Raw genomic sequence first — 16,263 nt, forward strand, 5'->3', positions numbered from 1 at the left:
GTGTCCGGTGGGCGACAGGGTGATCACTAACCGCGCCAGTTGCGCACTTCACCCCTTCACTGCTCACCGCCGGACGCGCGCGTGGGCCGCTGTTACTGCACCCGCACGGCTCGCTGCGCGCCCTTTCCTGCTCGTCCTGCTGTTCTGCGCCGCGCCCTTACGCTGCCGCGCTGCGCTTGCCGCCCTTCGCGCTGTCCATGAGCGCGGTGAAGCGGTCGAACAGATAGCCGATGTCGTGCGGACCCGGTGATGCTTCCGGGTGGCCCTGGAAGCAGAATGCGGGCTTGTCGGTCAACTCGAAGCCCTGAAGCGTGCCGTCGAAGAGCGAGACGTGCGTGACGCGCGCATTGGCGGGCAGCGTCCCGGCATCGACTGCAAAACCGTGGTTCTGCGACGTGATGACCACGCGGCCGTCGCCGAGGTCCTTCACCGGATGGTTCGCGCCGTGATGGCCGGTCTTCATCTTCATGGTCTTCGCGCCGACCGCGAGGCCCATGATCTGGTGACCAAGGCAGATGCCGAACGTCGGGATGCCGCGCGCGATGAATTCCTGCGCGGCCTTGATCGCGTAGTCACAGGGCTCGGGGTCGCCGGGGCCGTTCGAGAGGAACACGCCGTCCGGGTTCAGCGCGAGCGCGTCGGCGGCCGTGGCCTGCGCGGGCAGCACGGTGACGTGGCAACCGCGCTCGGCCAGCATGCGCAGGATGTTCTGCTTCACGCCGTAGTCGAACGCGACGACCTTGTACTTCGGTGCGGTCTGCTGTGCGTAACCTTCGCCCAGACGCCATTCGGTGGTCGTCCACTGGTACGCCTTGTCCGTCGAAACGACCTTCGCGAGGTCCATGCCCGCGAGACCCGGGAACGAACGGGCGAGTTCGATTGCCTTCGTCTCGTCATCGGAGCCTGCGAGAATCGCGCCGTTCTGCGCACCCTTGTCGCGCAGGATACGCGTGAGCTTGCGTGTGTCGATGCCGGCGATCGCCACGACGCCTTCGTCGCGCAGATAGTCGCCGAGCGTGCGCTCCATGCGGAAATTCGACGCGAGCACCGGCAGGTCGCGGATGATCAGCCCGGCGGCATGGACTTTCGTGGCTTCGACGTCTTCGGCATTGACGCCGACGTTGCCGATGTGCGGATACGTCAGGGTGACGATCTGGCGAGCGTAGCTCGGGTCGGTCAGGATTTCCTGATAGCCGGTGATGGCCGTGTTGAACACGACTTCACCAATCGTATGACCCGGCGCGCCGATGGAATAACCACGAAAGACTGTGCCGTCGGCGAGCGCGAGCAGAGCGGGAGAGAAAGACGGCAACACGGGAGACTCCTTGGGGGAACACCCAGTGCCGACCTGTTTATCCGACCTGTATCCTGCGGCGGCTGCGGCGTCGGCATCGCGCCTTTCAAGGCAAGATGCGCGCGCGGCTCGCTCGCTGTCGTCGCATTTTGCGGCGAGTTCTTTCTGCGGCGCTGCCGGACTGGTTTCGCGCACCGCACGCAAGGCGTGGGGCGGGATTCAGTCGGCGCCGGCGTCCAGAAGCGCAATGCGCGGGCGGCGGATGAACGGATGGGAGAAGGTAGGCGCTAGGGTGCGGGTTGATAAGCTCAAACCTTGAAATTATAGCCCGAAAGTGCCCTATTCTTCAAATTTCACGACAGCCCATCCGTGCAGGCGCCCGCCAGTTCGCCTCGGCCAACCGGCGAAACGCCCTTTCCACTATAGCCGCAAGCCATCAGACCACAAGGCGCTGGGATTGCCCCCCGGGAGATCGTCACTATTGCCCTTGGCGAGCCCGGCCGGCGCCTCTATTGCCGCTCGGCGAACGCAAATGAAAACGCCGCCACCCGGTGGGTGACGGCGCATGAAGTAAAACGACGAGTGATCGGAGCGAACTGCCACGCGCTGCCCCCGCAGCGCATGTTGTCACCCTTCGCAAGCCGCTATTTTGTTTTCTGCTTTTGCGTTTGGGTAACGGCCTTCTGGCGGCTTGCCGTCCCCTTCGACGCCTTGGTGGGCGCGGCGTTCGGCGATTTTGCCTTGACCGGATCGGAAACCTTGACCAACTCGGCGCGCACGCGACCATGCTTCTTATCGTAGCGCGACTTTGACCCCGTGTCTGCAACGCGGGTGCCAATGCGCTGGACGGCGCCACCCGAAGCGTTTGCCGCGAGTCGTTCAGGCGCCGGTTCGCTCGGCATCGCCCTGCCCACGGGTACATGCAGCACGAGGACCTGTCCCGGCGCGACGAGATCGCGATGCGTCTTGTTCCACGCCTTCAACTGAGCAACCGATACGCCGTAACGGCTCGCCACCACTTCCATCGACTGCTTGCGGCGCACGCGGATCAGCATCTTGCGCGTGTCGGGCACGTCCGGCTCCATCGCGAGCACCGCGCTTTCTGCGACATTGGCGCTGATGTCTTCGTCGTCACCGTCATCGGTGCGCGGCACCACGAGCGTCGAGCCAGCCTTCAGGCGCATGCCCGCCGGAATCTTGTTCACCGACATCAGCGTGTCCGCGTCCACGCCGATCTTCTGGGCGATCGCCGCGGGCGTCGTACGGGCGTCAGTGGTGTAAACCGTCCACGACGACAGCTGTCCGTTGAACGACTTCAGGTTGCGCTCGAACGCGCTGGCGTTGTCGAACGGCAGCAGGATCTGCGGCTGCGTAGCGCCGAGAATCACGGGCTTCTTGAACGACGGATTGAGTGAACGGAACTCGTCGGAGGTCATGTTCGCGAGTTTTGCGGCGACGTCCACGTCGATATCGCGCGAGGTGGTGACCGTGACGAAATACGGGTGATTCGGGATCGTCGGCAACGTGAGACCGTACTGTGTCGGATTCGTCACGATGTTCTTGACGGCCTGCAGCTTGGGCACGTAGTTACGTGTCTCGTTGGGCATGCGCAGGCTCTGGTAGTCGGTCGGCAGGCCAGCAGCCTGGTTGCGCGCGATCGCGCGCTGCACGTTACCCTCGCCCCAGTTATACGCGGCTAGCGCGAGATACCAGTCGCCGAACATGTCATGCAGACGCGAGAGATAGTCGAGCGCGGCGCTCGTCGAGGCGAGCACGTCACGACGCTCGTCCTGCCACATGTTCTGCTTGAGCTTGTAGGTGCGACCCGTGCCCGGCACGAACTGCCACATGCCCGCCGCCTTCGCGACGGACAGCGCCTGCGGGTTGTACGCGGATTCGATGAACGGCAGCAGCGCCAGCTCGGTCGGCATGTGGCGCGCTTCGAGTTCTTCGACGATGTGGTACAGGTACTTCTGCGAACGCTCCGTCATGCGCGCAACGTAGTCGGGACGCTGGGCGTACCAGTTGGCGTTCATGTCGACGAGGTCGCTCTGCAGATCGGGCATCTGGAAGCCGCGGCGGATGCGACCCCACAGATCGGCGTCCTGGCTGGTGAGCTGACTGACCGAGCCGTTGTCGACGTCGATCGTTTCCTTTGCGGCGGAAGTCCTGCGGAGTTGGTCGGCTGCTGCCTGAGGATCTGCTGGGGCGAGAGAACTGGCTGGATTACTCGCAGATGGTCCCCCGCCCGCACAGGCGGCGAGCATCAGGACCAGCAGCGCACTAAAGATAAATCGCATGAACGTCTACTTCCGCAAGGCTGGAATTTGCAGCCGATGGTACGGAAGCTGCGTATTCCCGTCAATCTAAAAAATTCGAAAAAGTCATGAAAATCCGCAAGTTGGGTGCGGTTCCATACTTTTGAGATGAGCTTACCCCTTGGTGGGGGTGGGTTAGCGGAACCTGTTCTTCCATTCGCGCATTAGCGTAAAGGCTGCAAGCCGGTCCGGCACTGTTTCGTGCAACTGCTCAGCAAGCGTCGCCTGGACGGACGGGTCCCCCGCGCGCAAAAATGGATTCACGGCGCGTTCGTGCGCGATCGTGGTCGGCAACGTCGGCACACCGCGCTCGCGAAGCGCTGCTGCGTCGCGGCTCCAGTCGCGCAACGCGGCGTTGCCCGGATCGCAGGCTAGCGCGAAGCGGATATTCGATAGCGTGTACTCATGCGCGCAATGGACTTGCGTGTTGCCGGGCAGCGCCGCGAGCGAGTCGAGCGATGCCAGCATCTGCGCGGGCGTGCCCTCGAAGAGGCGGCCGCAACCGCACGCGAAAAGCGTGTCGCCGCAGAAAATGTGTGGCGTGCCGGCGGGATCGGCGGCCTGGAAGTACGCGATATGCCCGCGCGTGTGGCCGGGCACATCGATGACGGTGAAGTCGAGCGCGGGCGCGTCCAGATGCACACGCTCCCCGCCCGCAACGCGCGTGACGAACGGGTCGAGTGGCCCGAGCGCCTCAGCGGCGGGGCCGTACACCGGCACGCCCTGGCCGTTCAGCAGATTGGCCACCCCGCCGACGTGGTCGTTGTGGTGATGGGTGAGTAAAATAGCGGCAAGCCGCCAGCCGCGCTTCGCCAGATACGCTCGAACCGGCGCGGCGTCGCCCGGATCAACGGCGATTGCATTACGGCCGTCCGACACGACCCAGATGTAGTTGTCGTCAAAAGCCGGAACGGGTACGTATTCGTACGAAAGCGGACTATTCATTGGGGCGTCGTATTCTTCGACATGTCTGACCGAACGATTATAGACTGGCCCGCCTGGACCGATTCGCCGACCGGCAAGTACGTCCTCGACTGGGAACAGGAGCAACTCGACCGCGTGGTGTCGAATATTTTCGGTTACCACGCGCTGCAGCTCGGCATGCCGCAGCTCGACGCGCTGCGTGAGAATCGTATGTCGTGCCGCGGCCTCGTGCTCGACGCCGCCAGCGCCACGAGCGCGCCGTACACGGTACCGACCGCCCACGCAGATGACGTCCACCGCTTCGCCACGACGAACGGTGTGGCGAAGCCCGCGCGCCATGCACCCGAGGGCCGCAGCACAGTGTGGTGCGACCTGCTCGACCTGCCGTTCGAGGCACAGAGCGTCGACCTGATCGTGATGCCGCACACGCTCGAATTCACGAGTGACCCGCACCGGCTCCTGCGTGAAGCCGAGCGCGTGCTGATGCCCGAGGGACAGTTGCTGATCGTCGGCTTCAATTCGCTGTCGCTCTGGGGCGCGCGGCAGTCAGCGAGCAAGCTCACGGGACAGCCGTTCCTGCCCGCGCGGCAGGACCTCATCGCGTTCACGCGACTGAAGGACTGGATCAAGCTGCTTGGCTTCGAGCTTGAACGCGGACGCTTCGGCTGCTATCGTCCGCCGCTCGCCACCGACAAGTGGCTCGCGCGCTACGCTTTCATGGAGGCCGCCGGCGACCGCTGGTGGCCGATCTTCGGCGCCGTCTACATGGTTACGGCGATCAAGCGCGTCCAGGGCATGCGCCTCGTGGGCCCGCTGAAGGTCAAAAAACCCGTGCTGGCGCCAAGCCTGACGGCGGCCGCCACCACCCCCTCCCCTACACGCAACAAGGACACATGACCGCTCCCGACTACGTCGAAATCTTTACGGACGGCGCCTGCAAGGGCAATCCGGGCCCCGGCGGCTGGGGCGCGCTGCTGCGCTTCGGCGCACAGGAAAAAGAACTGTTCGGCGGCGAGGCCGTCACGACCAACAACCGCATGGAACTGATGGGCGTGATCGCCGCGCTGGAGGCGCTCAAGCGCCCGTGCCGCGTAGTCGTCCACACCGATTCGCAATACGTCCAAAAAGGCATCAGCGAGTGGATCCACGGCTGGAAGAAGAAAAACTGGATGACGGCCGCGAAGACGCCCGTCAAGAATGATGACCTCTGGAAGCGACTTGACGCGCTCGTCGCGCAACATGACGTCGAATGGCGCTGGGTGAAAGGCCACGCCGGACACCCGGAGAACGAGCGCGCCGACGCACTCGCGAACCGTGGCGTCGCCTCGCTCGCAGAACTCTGAGCGCGCAGCGCCTTCTTTCGTAGCAACCTGACTTATCCGACATGCGCCAGATCATTCTCGATACCGAAACCACCGGCCTGAACGCCCGCACCGGCGACCGCATCATCGAAATCGGCTGCGTCGAGCTAGTGAACCGCCGGCTCACCGGCAACAATCTGCACTTCTACGTGAATCCGGAACGCGACAGCGATCCGGGCGCGCTTGCCGTGCACGGCCTGACGACCGAGTTCCTCTCGGACAAACCGAAGTTCGCTGAAGTCGCCAACGAGATCCTGGACTTCGTCACAGGCGCGGACATCATCATTCACAACGCACCGTTCGACATCGGCTTCCTCGACGCCGAGCTTGCGCTGCTCGGCAAGCCGTCGTTCAAGGAGCACTGCGGCGAAGTCATCGACACGCTGGTGCAGGCCAAGCAGATCTTCCCTGGCAAGCGCAACTCACTCGACGCGCTGTGCGATCGCTTCGGTATCAGCAACGCGCACCGCACGCTGCACGGCGCGCTGCTCGACTCGGAACTGCTCGCGGAGGTGTACCTCGCCATGACGCGCGGCCAGGAAAGCCTCGTCATCGACATGCTGGGCGAGACCGTCGCAACGGGCAACGTCGCCACGCCTCGCATGCAGATCGAAGCGCTCACCCTGCCCGTGATCGCCGCTACGGCAGAAGAACTCGCCGCGCACGACGCGGTGCTCGATGGCCTCGACAAGGCGGTCAAGGGCACGAGCGTATGGCGCACTCAGCCGACAGCGGAAGGCGCGTGAGCAGTCGTCGAAACAGCTGCTACGCAAACCACTTAAAAAGGGCTTTACAAGCCTCGAAAAGTCGGCGATAATTCAAAGCTCTTCGGGTGGTTAGCTCAGCGGTAGAGCACTGCCTTCACACGGCAGGGGTCACTGGTTCGATCCCAGTACTACCCACCAGATTCATGGGTACGTTGGAAGCCCGAAGAACAAAGGCCCTGCGGCGAAAGCCCAGGGCCTTTTTCTTTTTCTGCCGTCGTCGAAACCTCTGCTTATGCGCCATTTGGCGGACAAGTGGCGGAGTTGAAAATAGTCCCAACGCGATAACCCTCAATCGTCTGGGACAGAAATGGCTGGAATCTGGAGACGGGGAAAATATTGGCGTGCCGAGGTCCGGCGCACGCCTCATCCCCTACAAACAAGCACCTTCAACACCAAGGCCGAAGCCGAGGCATGGGCACGCCAGATCGAGTCTGAAATGGATCGCGGTGTCTTCGTCAATCGCAAAGAAGCGAAGATCACCAGCTTCGATGAGCTGCTCAAGCGCTACGCCAAAGAAGTCTCGCCCAAGAAGAAAGGCGGTGACGGTGAAATCATCCGCATCCTCAAGCTACGCAAAGACAAGCTTGCCGCATACAAGGTAGCGGAACTGACCAGCAAGGTCATGTCCGACTACCGCGATCGCCGGCTCGCCGGCGACTCCGAGAACAAGCCTGTTACTGGCTCAACCGTCAACCGCGAACTGACGCTGATCCGCCATGTGCTCACCGTTGCCGTCAAGGACTGGGGCATTCCAATTGAGGGCAATCCGGTTTCGGGGATGCGCCGCCCCAAGGAAAACCGTGCACGCACGCGCCGGCTGTCCTCCGACGAAGAAAAATGGTTGCTAGCTGAACTAACCCCTAGTCCACGCGATGAAAACGGACGTTTCGGGCCCGGCGGCTGCCGAAACGAATGGGTACTACCCGTGGTCGTCGTCGCAATTGAAACGGCTATGCGTCGCAGTGAAATACTCGCGCTGCGCTGGGTAGACGTGTTCCTCGATGACCGATACGTCCGTCTGCTCGATAGTAAAAATGGCGAGGCCCGCGATGTACCGCTATCAACGAAGGCTGCGGCAACGCTGTCAGCGCTGCCGCGCGACCCTAGCGGCCACGTTTTTCCGATCACCGGTGAAGCACTCAAGAAGGCGTTTACTCGCGCCTGCGAGCGCGCGGGCATTGAGAATCTCCACTTCCATGACCTGAGACACGAGGCAACGTCGCGCCTCGCAACGCGACTCGACAATATTCTGGAGCTGTCCGCCGTCACCGGGCACAAGACTGTCCAGATGCTCAAGAGGTACTACCACCCTCGCGCCTCCGATCTGGCGCGCAAACTCGGCTAATTCGTAGATCTGCCCGGAATGAAACCACTCTTTATGCGCCATGTACGCCGCGGCACGTCACCCATAGGATTGGCTCACCGTAACTCAACTCAGAGCCGCTTGTTGTAACTCCAAGCTGCTCAACGGTAAGTCACTCACCTTATCTAGGGGCATGGCAATGATCCTGCTGATCGCAGCGGAAAAAGGGGGCGTAGGAAAATCCACGATTGCCGTCAATCTGGCGGTACATCTAGGCCATAACGGCGTGGATGCTGTTCTCCTCGATAGCGATGGGCAGGCCACGGCTGCCCGATTTGCCGAGCGGCGTGATGAGGCTCGCCTATCCCCTGCGGTGCCGTGCATCCAGCGTAACGGCGACGTCGCACCAACCTTGCGCGATCTCGAACGACGGTATCAGGTGGTCATTGTTGATGCCGGGGGACGCGATTCGCGCGAGATGCGCTCTGCTATGGCCGTTGCCAACCTACTGCTCGTACCCACCCGCGCAAGCCAGGCGGACCTGGAAACATTCCCGAAGATCAACGAGCTGATCGGCCTCGCGCGTGGTGTCAATCATGAACTGAAAGCAGTGGCCGTGCTCTCAATGGCTCCGTCCAACCCGGTAATCCGAGAAGTGGAAGATGCGCGAGAACTCCTGGCCGGATTCGACCAGCTCAGTCTCGCCGATACCGTTATCCGTGAACGCAAGGTCTATCGTGACGCGCTTCTCGCTGGCAAGGGGGTGATCGAGCTCGACAACGGCCAGGCTCGCGCCGAGATCCAGCTATTGACCCAAGAATTTTTCGACCTCAGCTAGCCGGACAAACCTATGAACACCAAATTCAAACTGAGCCCAAATCAACACGCGGAGCCCCAGCCGGCGACTGCGGAAGAATTTGCCAACGCTGCAGGCATGGTTCGATCACAACAGGCCGAGCGCCCCTTGAAACCCGTGCGCCTGAATCTCGATTTGACGCCGAGCTTTCACGAGCGCTTGAAGCTACGTGCCGCCGAGTTGCGACTGACCGGCGCGCAATACATCCGTGAGCTCGTACTGAAAGACCTTCGCGAGAGCATATTGAAGTGACTCAACTCAACACTGAGACGAGTAACTCAACTCATATCTCGGTTTGAAAGCGGTCCGCCGACCGGCAGCAACCGGCCGACGGACCTGACCACCACCCACCTGATAGCGAGGTATCCTGATGGCTAAATTGATTTTAGCGCCCCATCCATTGGAAAGCGTAGCTGGAACCGACTGGCATGTGGAATTTACCGATCTGGTTTCCCCGCTTTCGGCAGCGCGTAACGTTCTCGAGCAGTTCCTGGATAGCGCTCCGAACAGGGAGGCCGCGGCGTACGTGCACGCATTCATCGACGTGCGCATGGAACTCGCAGCCGTGACAGGCGTACCATTTTAGGGGCCTACCTGCATACGTTGAGCTAGGGTGAATTGGTCGCGCTTGCGGAGAACACCATGAACAACACGCTGGGTTGGTCATGACGGACAACAATGCCGCCGTACAGAAAGCAAAGACGATTTATTCACGCGATCCGTGGAAGCCACGGTATTTTCTAGACACGGAGTTCACAGACTTCATCGACTGTCAGTTGATCAGCGTGGCGATTGTGGGCGAGGACGGCCGCGAGTTCTACGGCGAGTTGAAACCCACAGACTACGACCGGACCGCCTGTTCAGCCTTTGTTATCGAAACCGTGTTACCGCAACTCGGCCAGTTCGCCGGCCGCACCATGTCGTTCGCGCAGCTTCGTAGCGAGCTGCTGGCATGGCTCCACCGAATTCCGATGAAGCCGCGTCCAGTGCTGTGCTACGACTACCAAGGCGATTTTGACCTGTTGTGCGACCTGATCTGCGGGCCATTGCCGGCCGGCTGGAAGCGCGAGCACATCGGCGGCCGGATCGACGTCAGCCGGCTGGAAGCGTATTTCCGCCAACACGGCGGCCGACACCACGCTCTTGTCGATGCCCGAGCCAACGCCTTCGCGTTTATCTGAGATCTGCCATGACCAATAACGCCCCGCCAGCGGTGCCCGTGATTCAGCGCAACGGTCGTCCGTTCGCCATCTGTCTACGCGACATTCCGCAACCCTGGCAGGACCGCTTTCGTGCCGCCTTGCGGGGCTCGGCCTGTCCTGTAATGGACGGCGATGGTGAATATGCCTACGTACGGGATTGGCAGGACTGGCTAGACGGCCGCTTTCCTCACTGAAGGAGCACGGGATGGAGCACGAGTTCGTACAGAAGATTCGGGCCTGCGTGATTTACGACGAGCCGCGCGACGTTTTCATTGCGACCGTCGTGGCAACCGGTGAAACATTCGAGGCCGCCGACGGTGACGAGATAGCCGCCTGGCCGACAGTGTCCAGGGTCGAGCCAGGCCGTGTCTCGATGCCTCGTGAACTAATAGAATCGCCCGACAACCGGGCGAACATCAATGCCATGCTGCGCCTGATCTGGAATGCCGAAATCGGGTCGCGCGTCGAGGCGCGCGATTGGCGGCTACGCTCCGAAAAATCGGACCGTCTCGGCCAGCTCATCAACAGTCCGGAATTCTTGGACATGGCCAACGCTGCCATCGCCAAGGCGATCGACGAGTTCGAGGCGAAAGGCATCAAGCCAGCCTACATCCTGCGCGAACGCAAGCGTTAATTCGGAGGCCGCCGCATGACCATTGCTGAACTAATTTCGTCACTGGGCCGGTTCCCGCCAGACGCGCGGGTGGTTATTCCGCACCTTCACGCAGGCTTTAACGATGTGATCGGCGTTCGCGAAGTGCCGATACACGTCGGGAAGCCATCAGATAAGGCGTTCGGCCGAGGAATCCATACTGACCAACGGTCGATTGGCGATGACGCCTTTGTTCCGGACGAAGTTGCCGTCGTGATCGACTGGGGTTGAGCGGAAAAACGCAGGCCGGTCTATGTCAAACGAAAACGCTACCGCAGTCTGTCGTTACGCACTCAATAGCCATGGCCGTGATTTCGTGGTCGGAGACGTACACGGCTGCTTCTCGCTGCTCGACGCCGAACTCGCTGGGCGGGGCTTCGATCTGGAGCGTGATCGCCTTTTCAGCGTAGGTGACCTGATCGATCGCGGCCCCGAATCGCCGTCCGTGCTCGACGCCGTGCGTCGCCACCGCGTACAGGCGGTGCGCGGCAACCATGAGCAAGGGATTCTCGACTGGCGTTCACACACCGAGCGCGCCCACGACTCCGAACGTATGGAGGCGATGTGCACCAATCCCGACCAGGCAATCGCCGAGTGGGTCTTTCACGACGGCAGCACAAGCGAACTGGTCCACAACGGAGGGCAATGGTTCCTTGAGCTGTACCGCTCGCGCCGTAACGAGGAACGCGAGCGAACGCAGCACATCTTGAGCTATTTATCCGGGCTGCCCTATGCGCTCGAGATCGAGACGGCGTACGGCAGGGTTGGCATCGTGCACGCTGAACCCGTTCGCGAAGAATGGGACGATCTCACCTGGAGCCTGGCCAGCGGCTCGATCGCAACGTATGAGCGAGAGCAGATGCTATGGGATCGACGCCGCTGGAAGGGGCGCGAATTGTCCACGTACGTTGATGGCGTAACGGCCGTGATCGTCGGCCATACGCCGACCGGGAACGTTGCCCAGCGCGGCAATGTGATCAATATCGACACGGGGGCAAGCTACACAAACGGACGAATCACGCTTCTCGACCTGGCCGATGTTCCAGCCTGGCTCAGCCGCGGCGACCTACCGTTGACCAGGCTCCTGGGATGAACGCGAGGATCTTTTTCTGCGGCGATACACACGGCCAGTTCGACCACATTCTGGCTCCCGTGCAGGAGCATCGCCCAGACGCCGTGATCCTGCTCGGCGACCTGCAGCCGCGTGTGCCGCTCCACGAAGCGCTGCATGCGGTGCAAAACTTGACCGAGCTGTGGTGGACTCACGGCAATCACGATACCGATAGTGACGTCGACCACGATAATGACTTCGGCTCGCAGCTCGCGGACCGGAGCCTGAAGGACGCGTCGTGAGCGTGGCCGGCGTGCGGATCGCGGGCCTCGGCGGGATCGTCCGCGGACAGGTTTGGCGGCCGCCCGAGCCGCCACGCGTGCATGCGCAGGCCGAGTTCATCGCGCAGTGCGGGCGTGGCAAGCGCTGGCGTGGCGGCATGCCCCGTACTCATCGCAGCGCGATCTTTCCAGCCGACTACGAGGCCTTGCTGGGCCAACGAGCAGACGTTCTCGTGACGCACGAAGCGCCGGCCTGCCACCCGTACGGATTCGCGGCGATCACAGAGCTCGCGCAGCAGCTAGGCGCAAAGACGGCATTTCACGACCATCACCATGACCGACTGGACTACAGCGAGGCCAACGGGAGAAACAGATTCAAGGCGGTCGGTGTTGGCCTACGCGGCATTACCGACCAGGGCGGCAACGTAATCGTGGCAGGCGAACTGGATGAAGAACGAGGCGATCGTAAGGAGGGTATCCGGGAATGATCATCTTTCCCACCGCCTCGCGCCATGCGGCGCGACCTGATGGAAAACCCGCCTCTGGCGCCCCTGTCAGGGGCCGGGCGGGTTTCCCACAGGCGCTACGCGGGCCATGGAAAAGGACAGGAGTTACCCATGAATAACAATTCAAACCCCCATCTAGTCAAGTTGACGCCGCTCAAGCGCTTCCGCCTGGCCGTCGAATTTTCTGACGGCCGGCGCGGCATCGCCACGCTACTGGAAGAGGATATGCGCGGAAAAAACGCGCGACTCTCCGACCCGGACTACTTTGCACAGGCTTTCGTTCACGAAGGTGACGTAATGTGGCCAGGTGGAGAACAGGGCCGTGCGGAAGCCCTGTATTCCGATGCGCGATTCAGGCCTGAACCACTTCGGGTCAGGGATCTGATCAACCTGCTTCAGGCGTTTCCGCCCGACGCCCGCGTGATCGTCGCTGGGTACGAAGGCGGCTTTGATGACGTGACCGGCGCAGAGCTCCGGCCGGTAATTATCGACGGCGGCTATCGAATGCACGAGATTTGGGGTGGCGCCCTCTACTCTCCGCGCGAAGACGGACTGGAAGGCGAGCACAGTGAAGCGACACTCGACGATCTCGCCGATCCAGACTACGCCGAATTGGTGTACCTGACCTCGAATCGCGTGCGCTAGATAGGAACGCAAACTGTGGAAAACGACGACAACGAAACTAAGGAGTGGCTGAACGCACCCCAGTAGGAGGGGAGTACGGTGCGCCGTTATGCCGGACTATCCCCTTTCGGGGAGGACAGCGGACGGGATTCCTCTACCGGCCCGTGGTCTGGTGGCGCCACCCGCAACCAGGTACCCAAGGTGTCCCGGACACAGTGCTGGCAGAGATCGATGCCAATCTCGCAGCCGTCGCCGAAAATAGAGTCAAAGCCGCCGCGATACATGATTGACACCCTCTCATGCCACTCGGAGTCTGGGTCGTCTTGGGTCATGCGTCGCCCGCAGCGATCGCAGATGCACGCAGCGACTTCCTGAACTGTCTTTTCCCGATATTCAAGCACCACCTACTCCCTCTGCCAGGTCGCCGGCACCAAGCCCAGTTGCTTCGCGGTTGCGGTGGGCAGGCGCAATACCACCGTGCCCGGTGCGCGTTCCATGTTCCCGATCATCGTTACCTCGACCGCGACGCCTTCCAGCTCGAGGTACACCACGTCGTCTAATTCGAAAACCTCTGAGTAGAGGTGCCAGCCCGGAAGTTCGCCGTCCTTTTCCTGATGCCGGATGGGTGCCTTTGTACTCACTGACCACCTGTAGAAAATGAGGGGTACCCGCCTTTCGCGGTTGTCTTGTCATCGTGCGACATAGCGGTGTGACAAGGACTCTGTGGGCTGCGGCGGCTCAGAACGGCCAACAAGCGTCGTTCGTGCACGTCGCCACGTTGACATTTGAGTGTCGAATTTGCTCAAAAATCGGTCGCTCGGCTACCATTGGTTCGGAAAAAAGATGGGGCCAAATAATGAACGGACAGTGGTTGGGCACTAAGTACAGTACTTCCGAACACACTCGCGATGGCAATCTCATCGTCAATCTGGACCGTATCGGTGACAGTTATGAAGGCGTCGCCTACAACTGGCCTCTGCAACCGCCGTTTATATGCGGGACAATTCCCTTCCGCGTGCCGGTGAACCAGAATCCTTTCGCGACCGAAAGCATCCTTCTCGCTTATACGACGCAAACGGACGTACCGTTTCCATTCGTCGATGCCAGTGTATATGCATCACAGATTACTGGGTCACCACAAAGTGTGGCTCGGCGGGTGTACATCGAAGGTGACTGGAATTCCGACAGAATGCGGCTTTCATACTCTACGGACCTCGGTGACACAGGGCACGCGATAGTTCGTCGAATGGCGCCAGACCAACAAAGTCGAGTCGTCGGTAAACGAACGACATGGAAAGAGCTGAAATCCGAATTCCTGGGCACCTCATACCGACAATTCATCTTCCGGGGGCAGTCGAACGCGAACTGGCCTCTGCGGTCGCTGTACCATCGGGAGGGGCGAGCGAATCTGTACCGCTACACAGCGGAGGACGTGCCGATGATGCACAAGCGTCTCGGCGGCCAGCTGAAGCAGCCAATGAACATCAATTTGAATGACGACAGAGGTGGATTCGTCCACTTGTTACAGCACCACGGCTACCCAACCCCGTTGTTAGACTGGTCGTTCTCACCTTTCGTCGCCGCGTTCTTCGCATTTCGGAGCCACCGGCGCTCGCCAAATGGCAACGAGCAGTGCGCTCGCATATTCAGATTCAATTTAACGGCGTGGGTAAAATCGCTCGAGCCCATATTGATGCTCGCGACGCCCCGAAGCAATTTCTCGTTTCTTGAGTTCCCGACGCAAAACAATCCTCGTGTCATTCCCCAGCAGGCATTGTCAGCCGTGACCAGCATGGACGACATAGAGAACTACGTGCAAAGCCAGGAGCAAATGCGGGGCGAGTCATTCCTTGATGCGTTCGACATCCCCGTATCGGAAGCAGACGCGGTCATGGCCGATTTGCGACTAATGGGCGTTACGGCTGGGTCACTTTTCCCGGGTATTGATGGCGCTTGTGAGGAAATGCGTGCTTGGCGCTTCCCTTCGCAATGACGCACTCCATTTCCATGAGTTTGCGGGCGCTAGATCACCATCCATCAGAGTGACTGCTCTATCTTGCGCAGGGCCATTGACACCCGGCCATTCCGACCGCCGGCTGCTGGTCGCTTAGTACCTTTTCATAGTGTCGCCAGCTTGCGGCCAGCCACCGTCACACCATGGAGCGAAGTACAACCGCGAGGCGCCGGACATCACCTCAGACATTGGCGGGTCTGCTAGGCACCCATAGCGGACGCCGGGCTGACTAACCTCGCTTATCGCTATGCCACTCGTTACCTCGATTTCTCGACGGCGGCGGCTGAGCTTCCGCACGTCCGTACTGCACGTGCGGTTTAAAGCAGCAGGCGTTAAAGATTTCGCCAACAATGCCGACAAGCCATTACGTTCAAACCATTCTCGCTCACGCTACCGATGAAAATCAACTCACGCGTTCGACAGGCACTGTTATTGGCTTCTTTCTGCGTGACAACTCCCTTTGCCGCTTACGCGGACGATGCCGCACCAACAACATTCGACAAGTTCGTCGACATCGCTCCCGGTAGCGATGTGACACATCAAGGCGATTTTCCCAACCACGCCTACCGCGCCAAGCGGGTGAACAAGAACCTTTGGACGTTCATTGATCGTGTCGGGTACTACATGCTTTATCGAAAGAAAATTCAAGCGTGGTGCGAAAGCAATGGTGGCATCTATCGGGCCGGCGAAGAAGATCGGAGCGGAAGTTGTATGGATAAGCTGAACCGGGATAAAGCCCTCGGCGCGTATCTAGTCGAGATCACGAAAACCGATAGTTACCAGGGGCAAATGACTGCGGGATACGCAACCTTCTATTACTTCGACCAAGATGGGTACTCCAAAAAAGTCGCCCAAGAAGACACGACGAACGAAATGGATAGAGAAGACGCCCAGCTAAACCAGATTTGCTATCAGGATCAGCTCAAGACCATCCAGCAAAATCCCCAAGCCGGAATGGACACCAACCTAGGGATGGTAGTCGACGTAAAATTGCCGCTGGTCCTTATTCAAAACACGCGTTACTGAGCTTCCCCTGAAATTTCGCCTTCCAGCAGGTCGCGTATAAACTCGACCCAAAGGAAGGAAAGCAGAGATGTTCAAGGTACCGCA

At 60.6% G+C, this 16,263-nt stretch carries 21 protein-coding genes and 1 tRNA gene; 18 read left to right on the forward strand and 4 right to left on the reverse strand.

Annotation, left to right across the window (positions count from 1 at the left end):
- Window positions 1-157: 157 nt before the first annotated feature.
- From carA to gloB, 3 genes are all read right to left on the reverse strand, one after another.
- On the reverse strand, window positions 158-1,315 hold the full coding sequence (gene carA / locus D1Y85_RS25455; protein WP_124153846.1) for a glutamine-hydrolyzing carbamoyl-phosphate synthase small subunit: 1,158 nt from the start codon (window positions 1,313-1,315) through the stop codon (window positions 158-160).
- Between the two features lie 623 nt (window positions 1,316-1,938).
- Window positions 1,939-3,594 carry a transglycosylase SLT domain-containing protein gene (locus tag D1Y85_RS25460; RefSeq protein ID WP_124153847.1) on the reverse strand — a complete coding sequence of 552 codons (1,656 nt, stop codon included), beginning with the start codon at window positions 3,592-3,594 and terminating at the stop codon, window positions 1,939-1,941.
- A 153-nt stretch (window positions 3,595-3,747) separates the two neighbouring features.
- The gene (gene gloB, locus D1Y85_RS25465) at window positions 3,748-4,557 is read right to left on the reverse strand and encodes a hydroxyacylglutathione hydrolase (RefSeq protein WP_124153848.1); all 810 of its coding nucleotides are present in this window, start codon (window positions 4,555-4,557) and stop codon (window positions 3,748-3,750) included.
- A 21-nt stretch (window positions 4,558-4,578) separates the two neighbouring features.
- Here gloB and D1Y85_RS25470 point away from each other — a divergent pair, with 21 nt between their 5' ends.
- The 16 genes from D1Y85_RS25470 to D1Y85_RS25540 all read left to right on the forward strand — a co-directional run bounded on the left by D1Y85_RS25470 (window position 4,579) and on the right by D1Y85_RS25540 (window position 13,160).
- Complete coding sequence (locus tag D1Y85_RS25470; RefSeq protein WP_124153849.1) at window positions 4,579-5,433, forward strand: class I SAM-dependent methyltransferase; 855 nt, start codon at window positions 4,579-4,581, stop codon at window positions 5,431-5,433.
- Window positions 5,430-5,879, forward strand: coding sequence for a ribonuclease HI (gene rnhA / locus D1Y85_RS25475; RefSeq protein WP_124153850.1), 450 nt, complete (start codon window positions 5,430-5,432; stop codon window positions 5,877-5,879). The genes D1Y85_RS25470 and rnhA overlap by 4 nt, the downstream gene beginning before the upstream one ends.
- A gap of 41 nt (window positions 5,880-5,920) precedes the next feature.
- Complete coding sequence (gene dnaQ, locus D1Y85_RS25480; RefSeq protein WP_124153851.1) at window positions 5,921-6,643, forward strand: DNA polymerase III subunit epsilon; 723 nt, start codon at window positions 5,921-5,923, stop codon at window positions 6,641-6,643.
- Between the two features lie 84 nt (window positions 6,644-6,727).
- Window positions 6,728-6,802, forward strand: a tRNA-Val gene (locus D1Y85_RS25485).
- A gap of 169 nt (window positions 6,803-6,971) precedes the next feature.
- Window positions 6,972-8,009: a site-specific integrase gene (locus D1Y85_RS25490; protein ID WP_124153852.1), complete on the forward strand. Its 1,038-nt coding sequence runs from the start codon at window positions 6,972-6,974 to the stop codon at window positions 8,007-8,009.
- Between the two features lie 157 nt (window positions 8,010-8,166).
- Window positions 8,167-8,805: a division plane positioning ATPase MipZ gene (locus D1Y85_RS25495; protein WP_124153853.1), complete on the forward strand. Its 639-nt coding sequence runs from the start codon at window positions 8,167-8,169 to the stop codon at window positions 8,803-8,805.
- 12 nt (window positions 8,806-8,817) lie between these two features.
- Entirely contained in the window at window positions 8,818-9,075 is a 258-nt protein-coding gene (locus D1Y85_RS25500; RefSeq protein WP_124153854.1) for a hypothetical protein, read from the forward strand.
- A gap of 118 nt (window positions 9,076-9,193) precedes the next feature.
- Window positions 9,194-9,409 carry a hypothetical protein gene (locus D1Y85_RS25505; protein WP_124153855.1) on the forward strand — a complete coding sequence of 72 codons (216 nt, stop codon included), beginning with the start codon at window positions 9,194-9,196 and terminating at the stop codon, window positions 9,407-9,409.
- A gap of 79 nt (window positions 9,410-9,488) precedes the next feature.
- Window positions 9,489-10,004 (forward strand): 3'-5' exonuclease family protein, encoded by a 516-nt coding sequence (locus tag D1Y85_RS25510; RefSeq protein WP_124153856.1) that lies wholly within the window; start codon window positions 9,489-9,491, stop codon window positions 10,002-10,004.
- An 8-nt stretch (window positions 10,005-10,012) separates the two neighbouring features.
- Window positions 10,013-10,219 carry a hypothetical protein gene (locus tag D1Y85_RS25515; RefSeq protein ID WP_124153857.1) on the forward strand — a complete coding sequence of 69 codons (207 nt, stop codon included), beginning with the start codon at window positions 10,013-10,015 and terminating at the stop codon, window positions 10,217-10,219.
- Window positions 10,220-10,230: 11 nt separating this feature from the next.
- Window positions 10,231-10,659 carry a hypothetical protein gene (locus D1Y85_RS25520; protein ID WP_124153858.1) on the forward strand — a complete coding sequence of 143 codons (429 nt, stop codon included), beginning with the start codon at window positions 10,231-10,233 and terminating at the stop codon, window positions 10,657-10,659.
- Between the two features lie 15 nt (window positions 10,660-10,674).
- On the forward strand, window positions 10,675-10,908 hold the full coding sequence (locus D1Y85_RS25525; protein WP_124153859.1) for a hypothetical protein: 234 nt from the start codon (window positions 10,675-10,677) through the stop codon (window positions 10,906-10,908).
- 22 nt (window positions 10,909-10,930) lie between these two features.
- Window positions 10,931-11,770: a metallophosphoesterase gene (locus D1Y85_RS25530; RefSeq protein ID WP_124153860.1), complete on the forward strand. Its 840-nt coding sequence runs from the start codon at window positions 10,931-10,933 to the stop codon at window positions 11,768-11,770.
- A complete protein-coding gene (locus D1Y85_RS27785; protein ID WP_246025051.1) occupies window positions 11,767-12,030 on the forward strand; it encodes a metallophosphoesterase in 264 nt (87 codons plus the stop codon). Before D1Y85_RS25530 ends, D1Y85_RS27785 begins: the two co-directional genes overlap by 4 nt.
- Window positions 12,027-12,497 carry a hypothetical protein gene (locus D1Y85_RS27790; protein ID WP_246025052.1) on the forward strand — a complete coding sequence of 157 codons (471 nt, stop codon included), beginning with the start codon at window positions 12,027-12,029 and terminating at the stop codon, window positions 12,495-12,497. Before D1Y85_RS27785 ends, D1Y85_RS27790 begins: the two co-directional genes overlap by 4 nt.
- Before the next feature lie 129 nt (window positions 12,498-12,626).
- Window positions 12,627-13,160 (forward strand): DUF2442 domain-containing protein, encoded by a 534-nt coding sequence (locus D1Y85_RS25540; protein WP_185219128.1) that lies wholly within the window; start codon window positions 12,627-12,629, stop codon window positions 13,158-13,160.
- Window positions 13,161-13,543: 383 nt separating this feature from the next.
- On the opposite strand, the gene D1Y85_RS25550 is transcribed toward D1Y85_RS25540, so the two are convergent.
- Window positions 13,544-13,780, reverse strand: coding sequence for a hypothetical protein (locus D1Y85_RS25550; protein ID WP_124153862.1), 237 nt, complete (start codon window positions 13,778-13,780; stop codon window positions 13,544-13,546).
- Window positions 13,781-13,995: 215 nt separating this feature from the next.
- Here D1Y85_RS25550 and D1Y85_RS25555 point away from each other — a divergent pair, with 215 nt between their 5' ends.
- The gene (locus tag D1Y85_RS25555) at window positions 13,996-15,132 is read left to right on the forward strand and encodes an FRG domain-containing protein (RefSeq protein WP_124153863.1); all 1,137 of its coding nucleotides are present in this window, start codon (window positions 13,996-13,998) and stop codon (window positions 15,130-15,132) included.
- Between the two features lie 417 nt (window positions 15,133-15,549).
- Window positions 15,550-16,179, forward strand: a complete 630-nt coding sequence (locus tag D1Y85_RS25560) for a hypothetical protein (RefSeq protein ID WP_124153864.1) — start codon at window positions 15,550-15,552, stop codon at window positions 16,177-16,179.
- The last annotated feature ends 84 nt before the right edge of the window (window positions 16,180-16,263 follow it).

Source organism: Paraburkholderia dinghuensis (genome assembly GCF_003837865.1).
Taxonomy (GTDB): Bacteria; Pseudomonadota; Gammaproteobacteria; order Burkholderiales; family Burkholderiaceae; genus Paraburkholderia; species Paraburkholderia dinghuensis.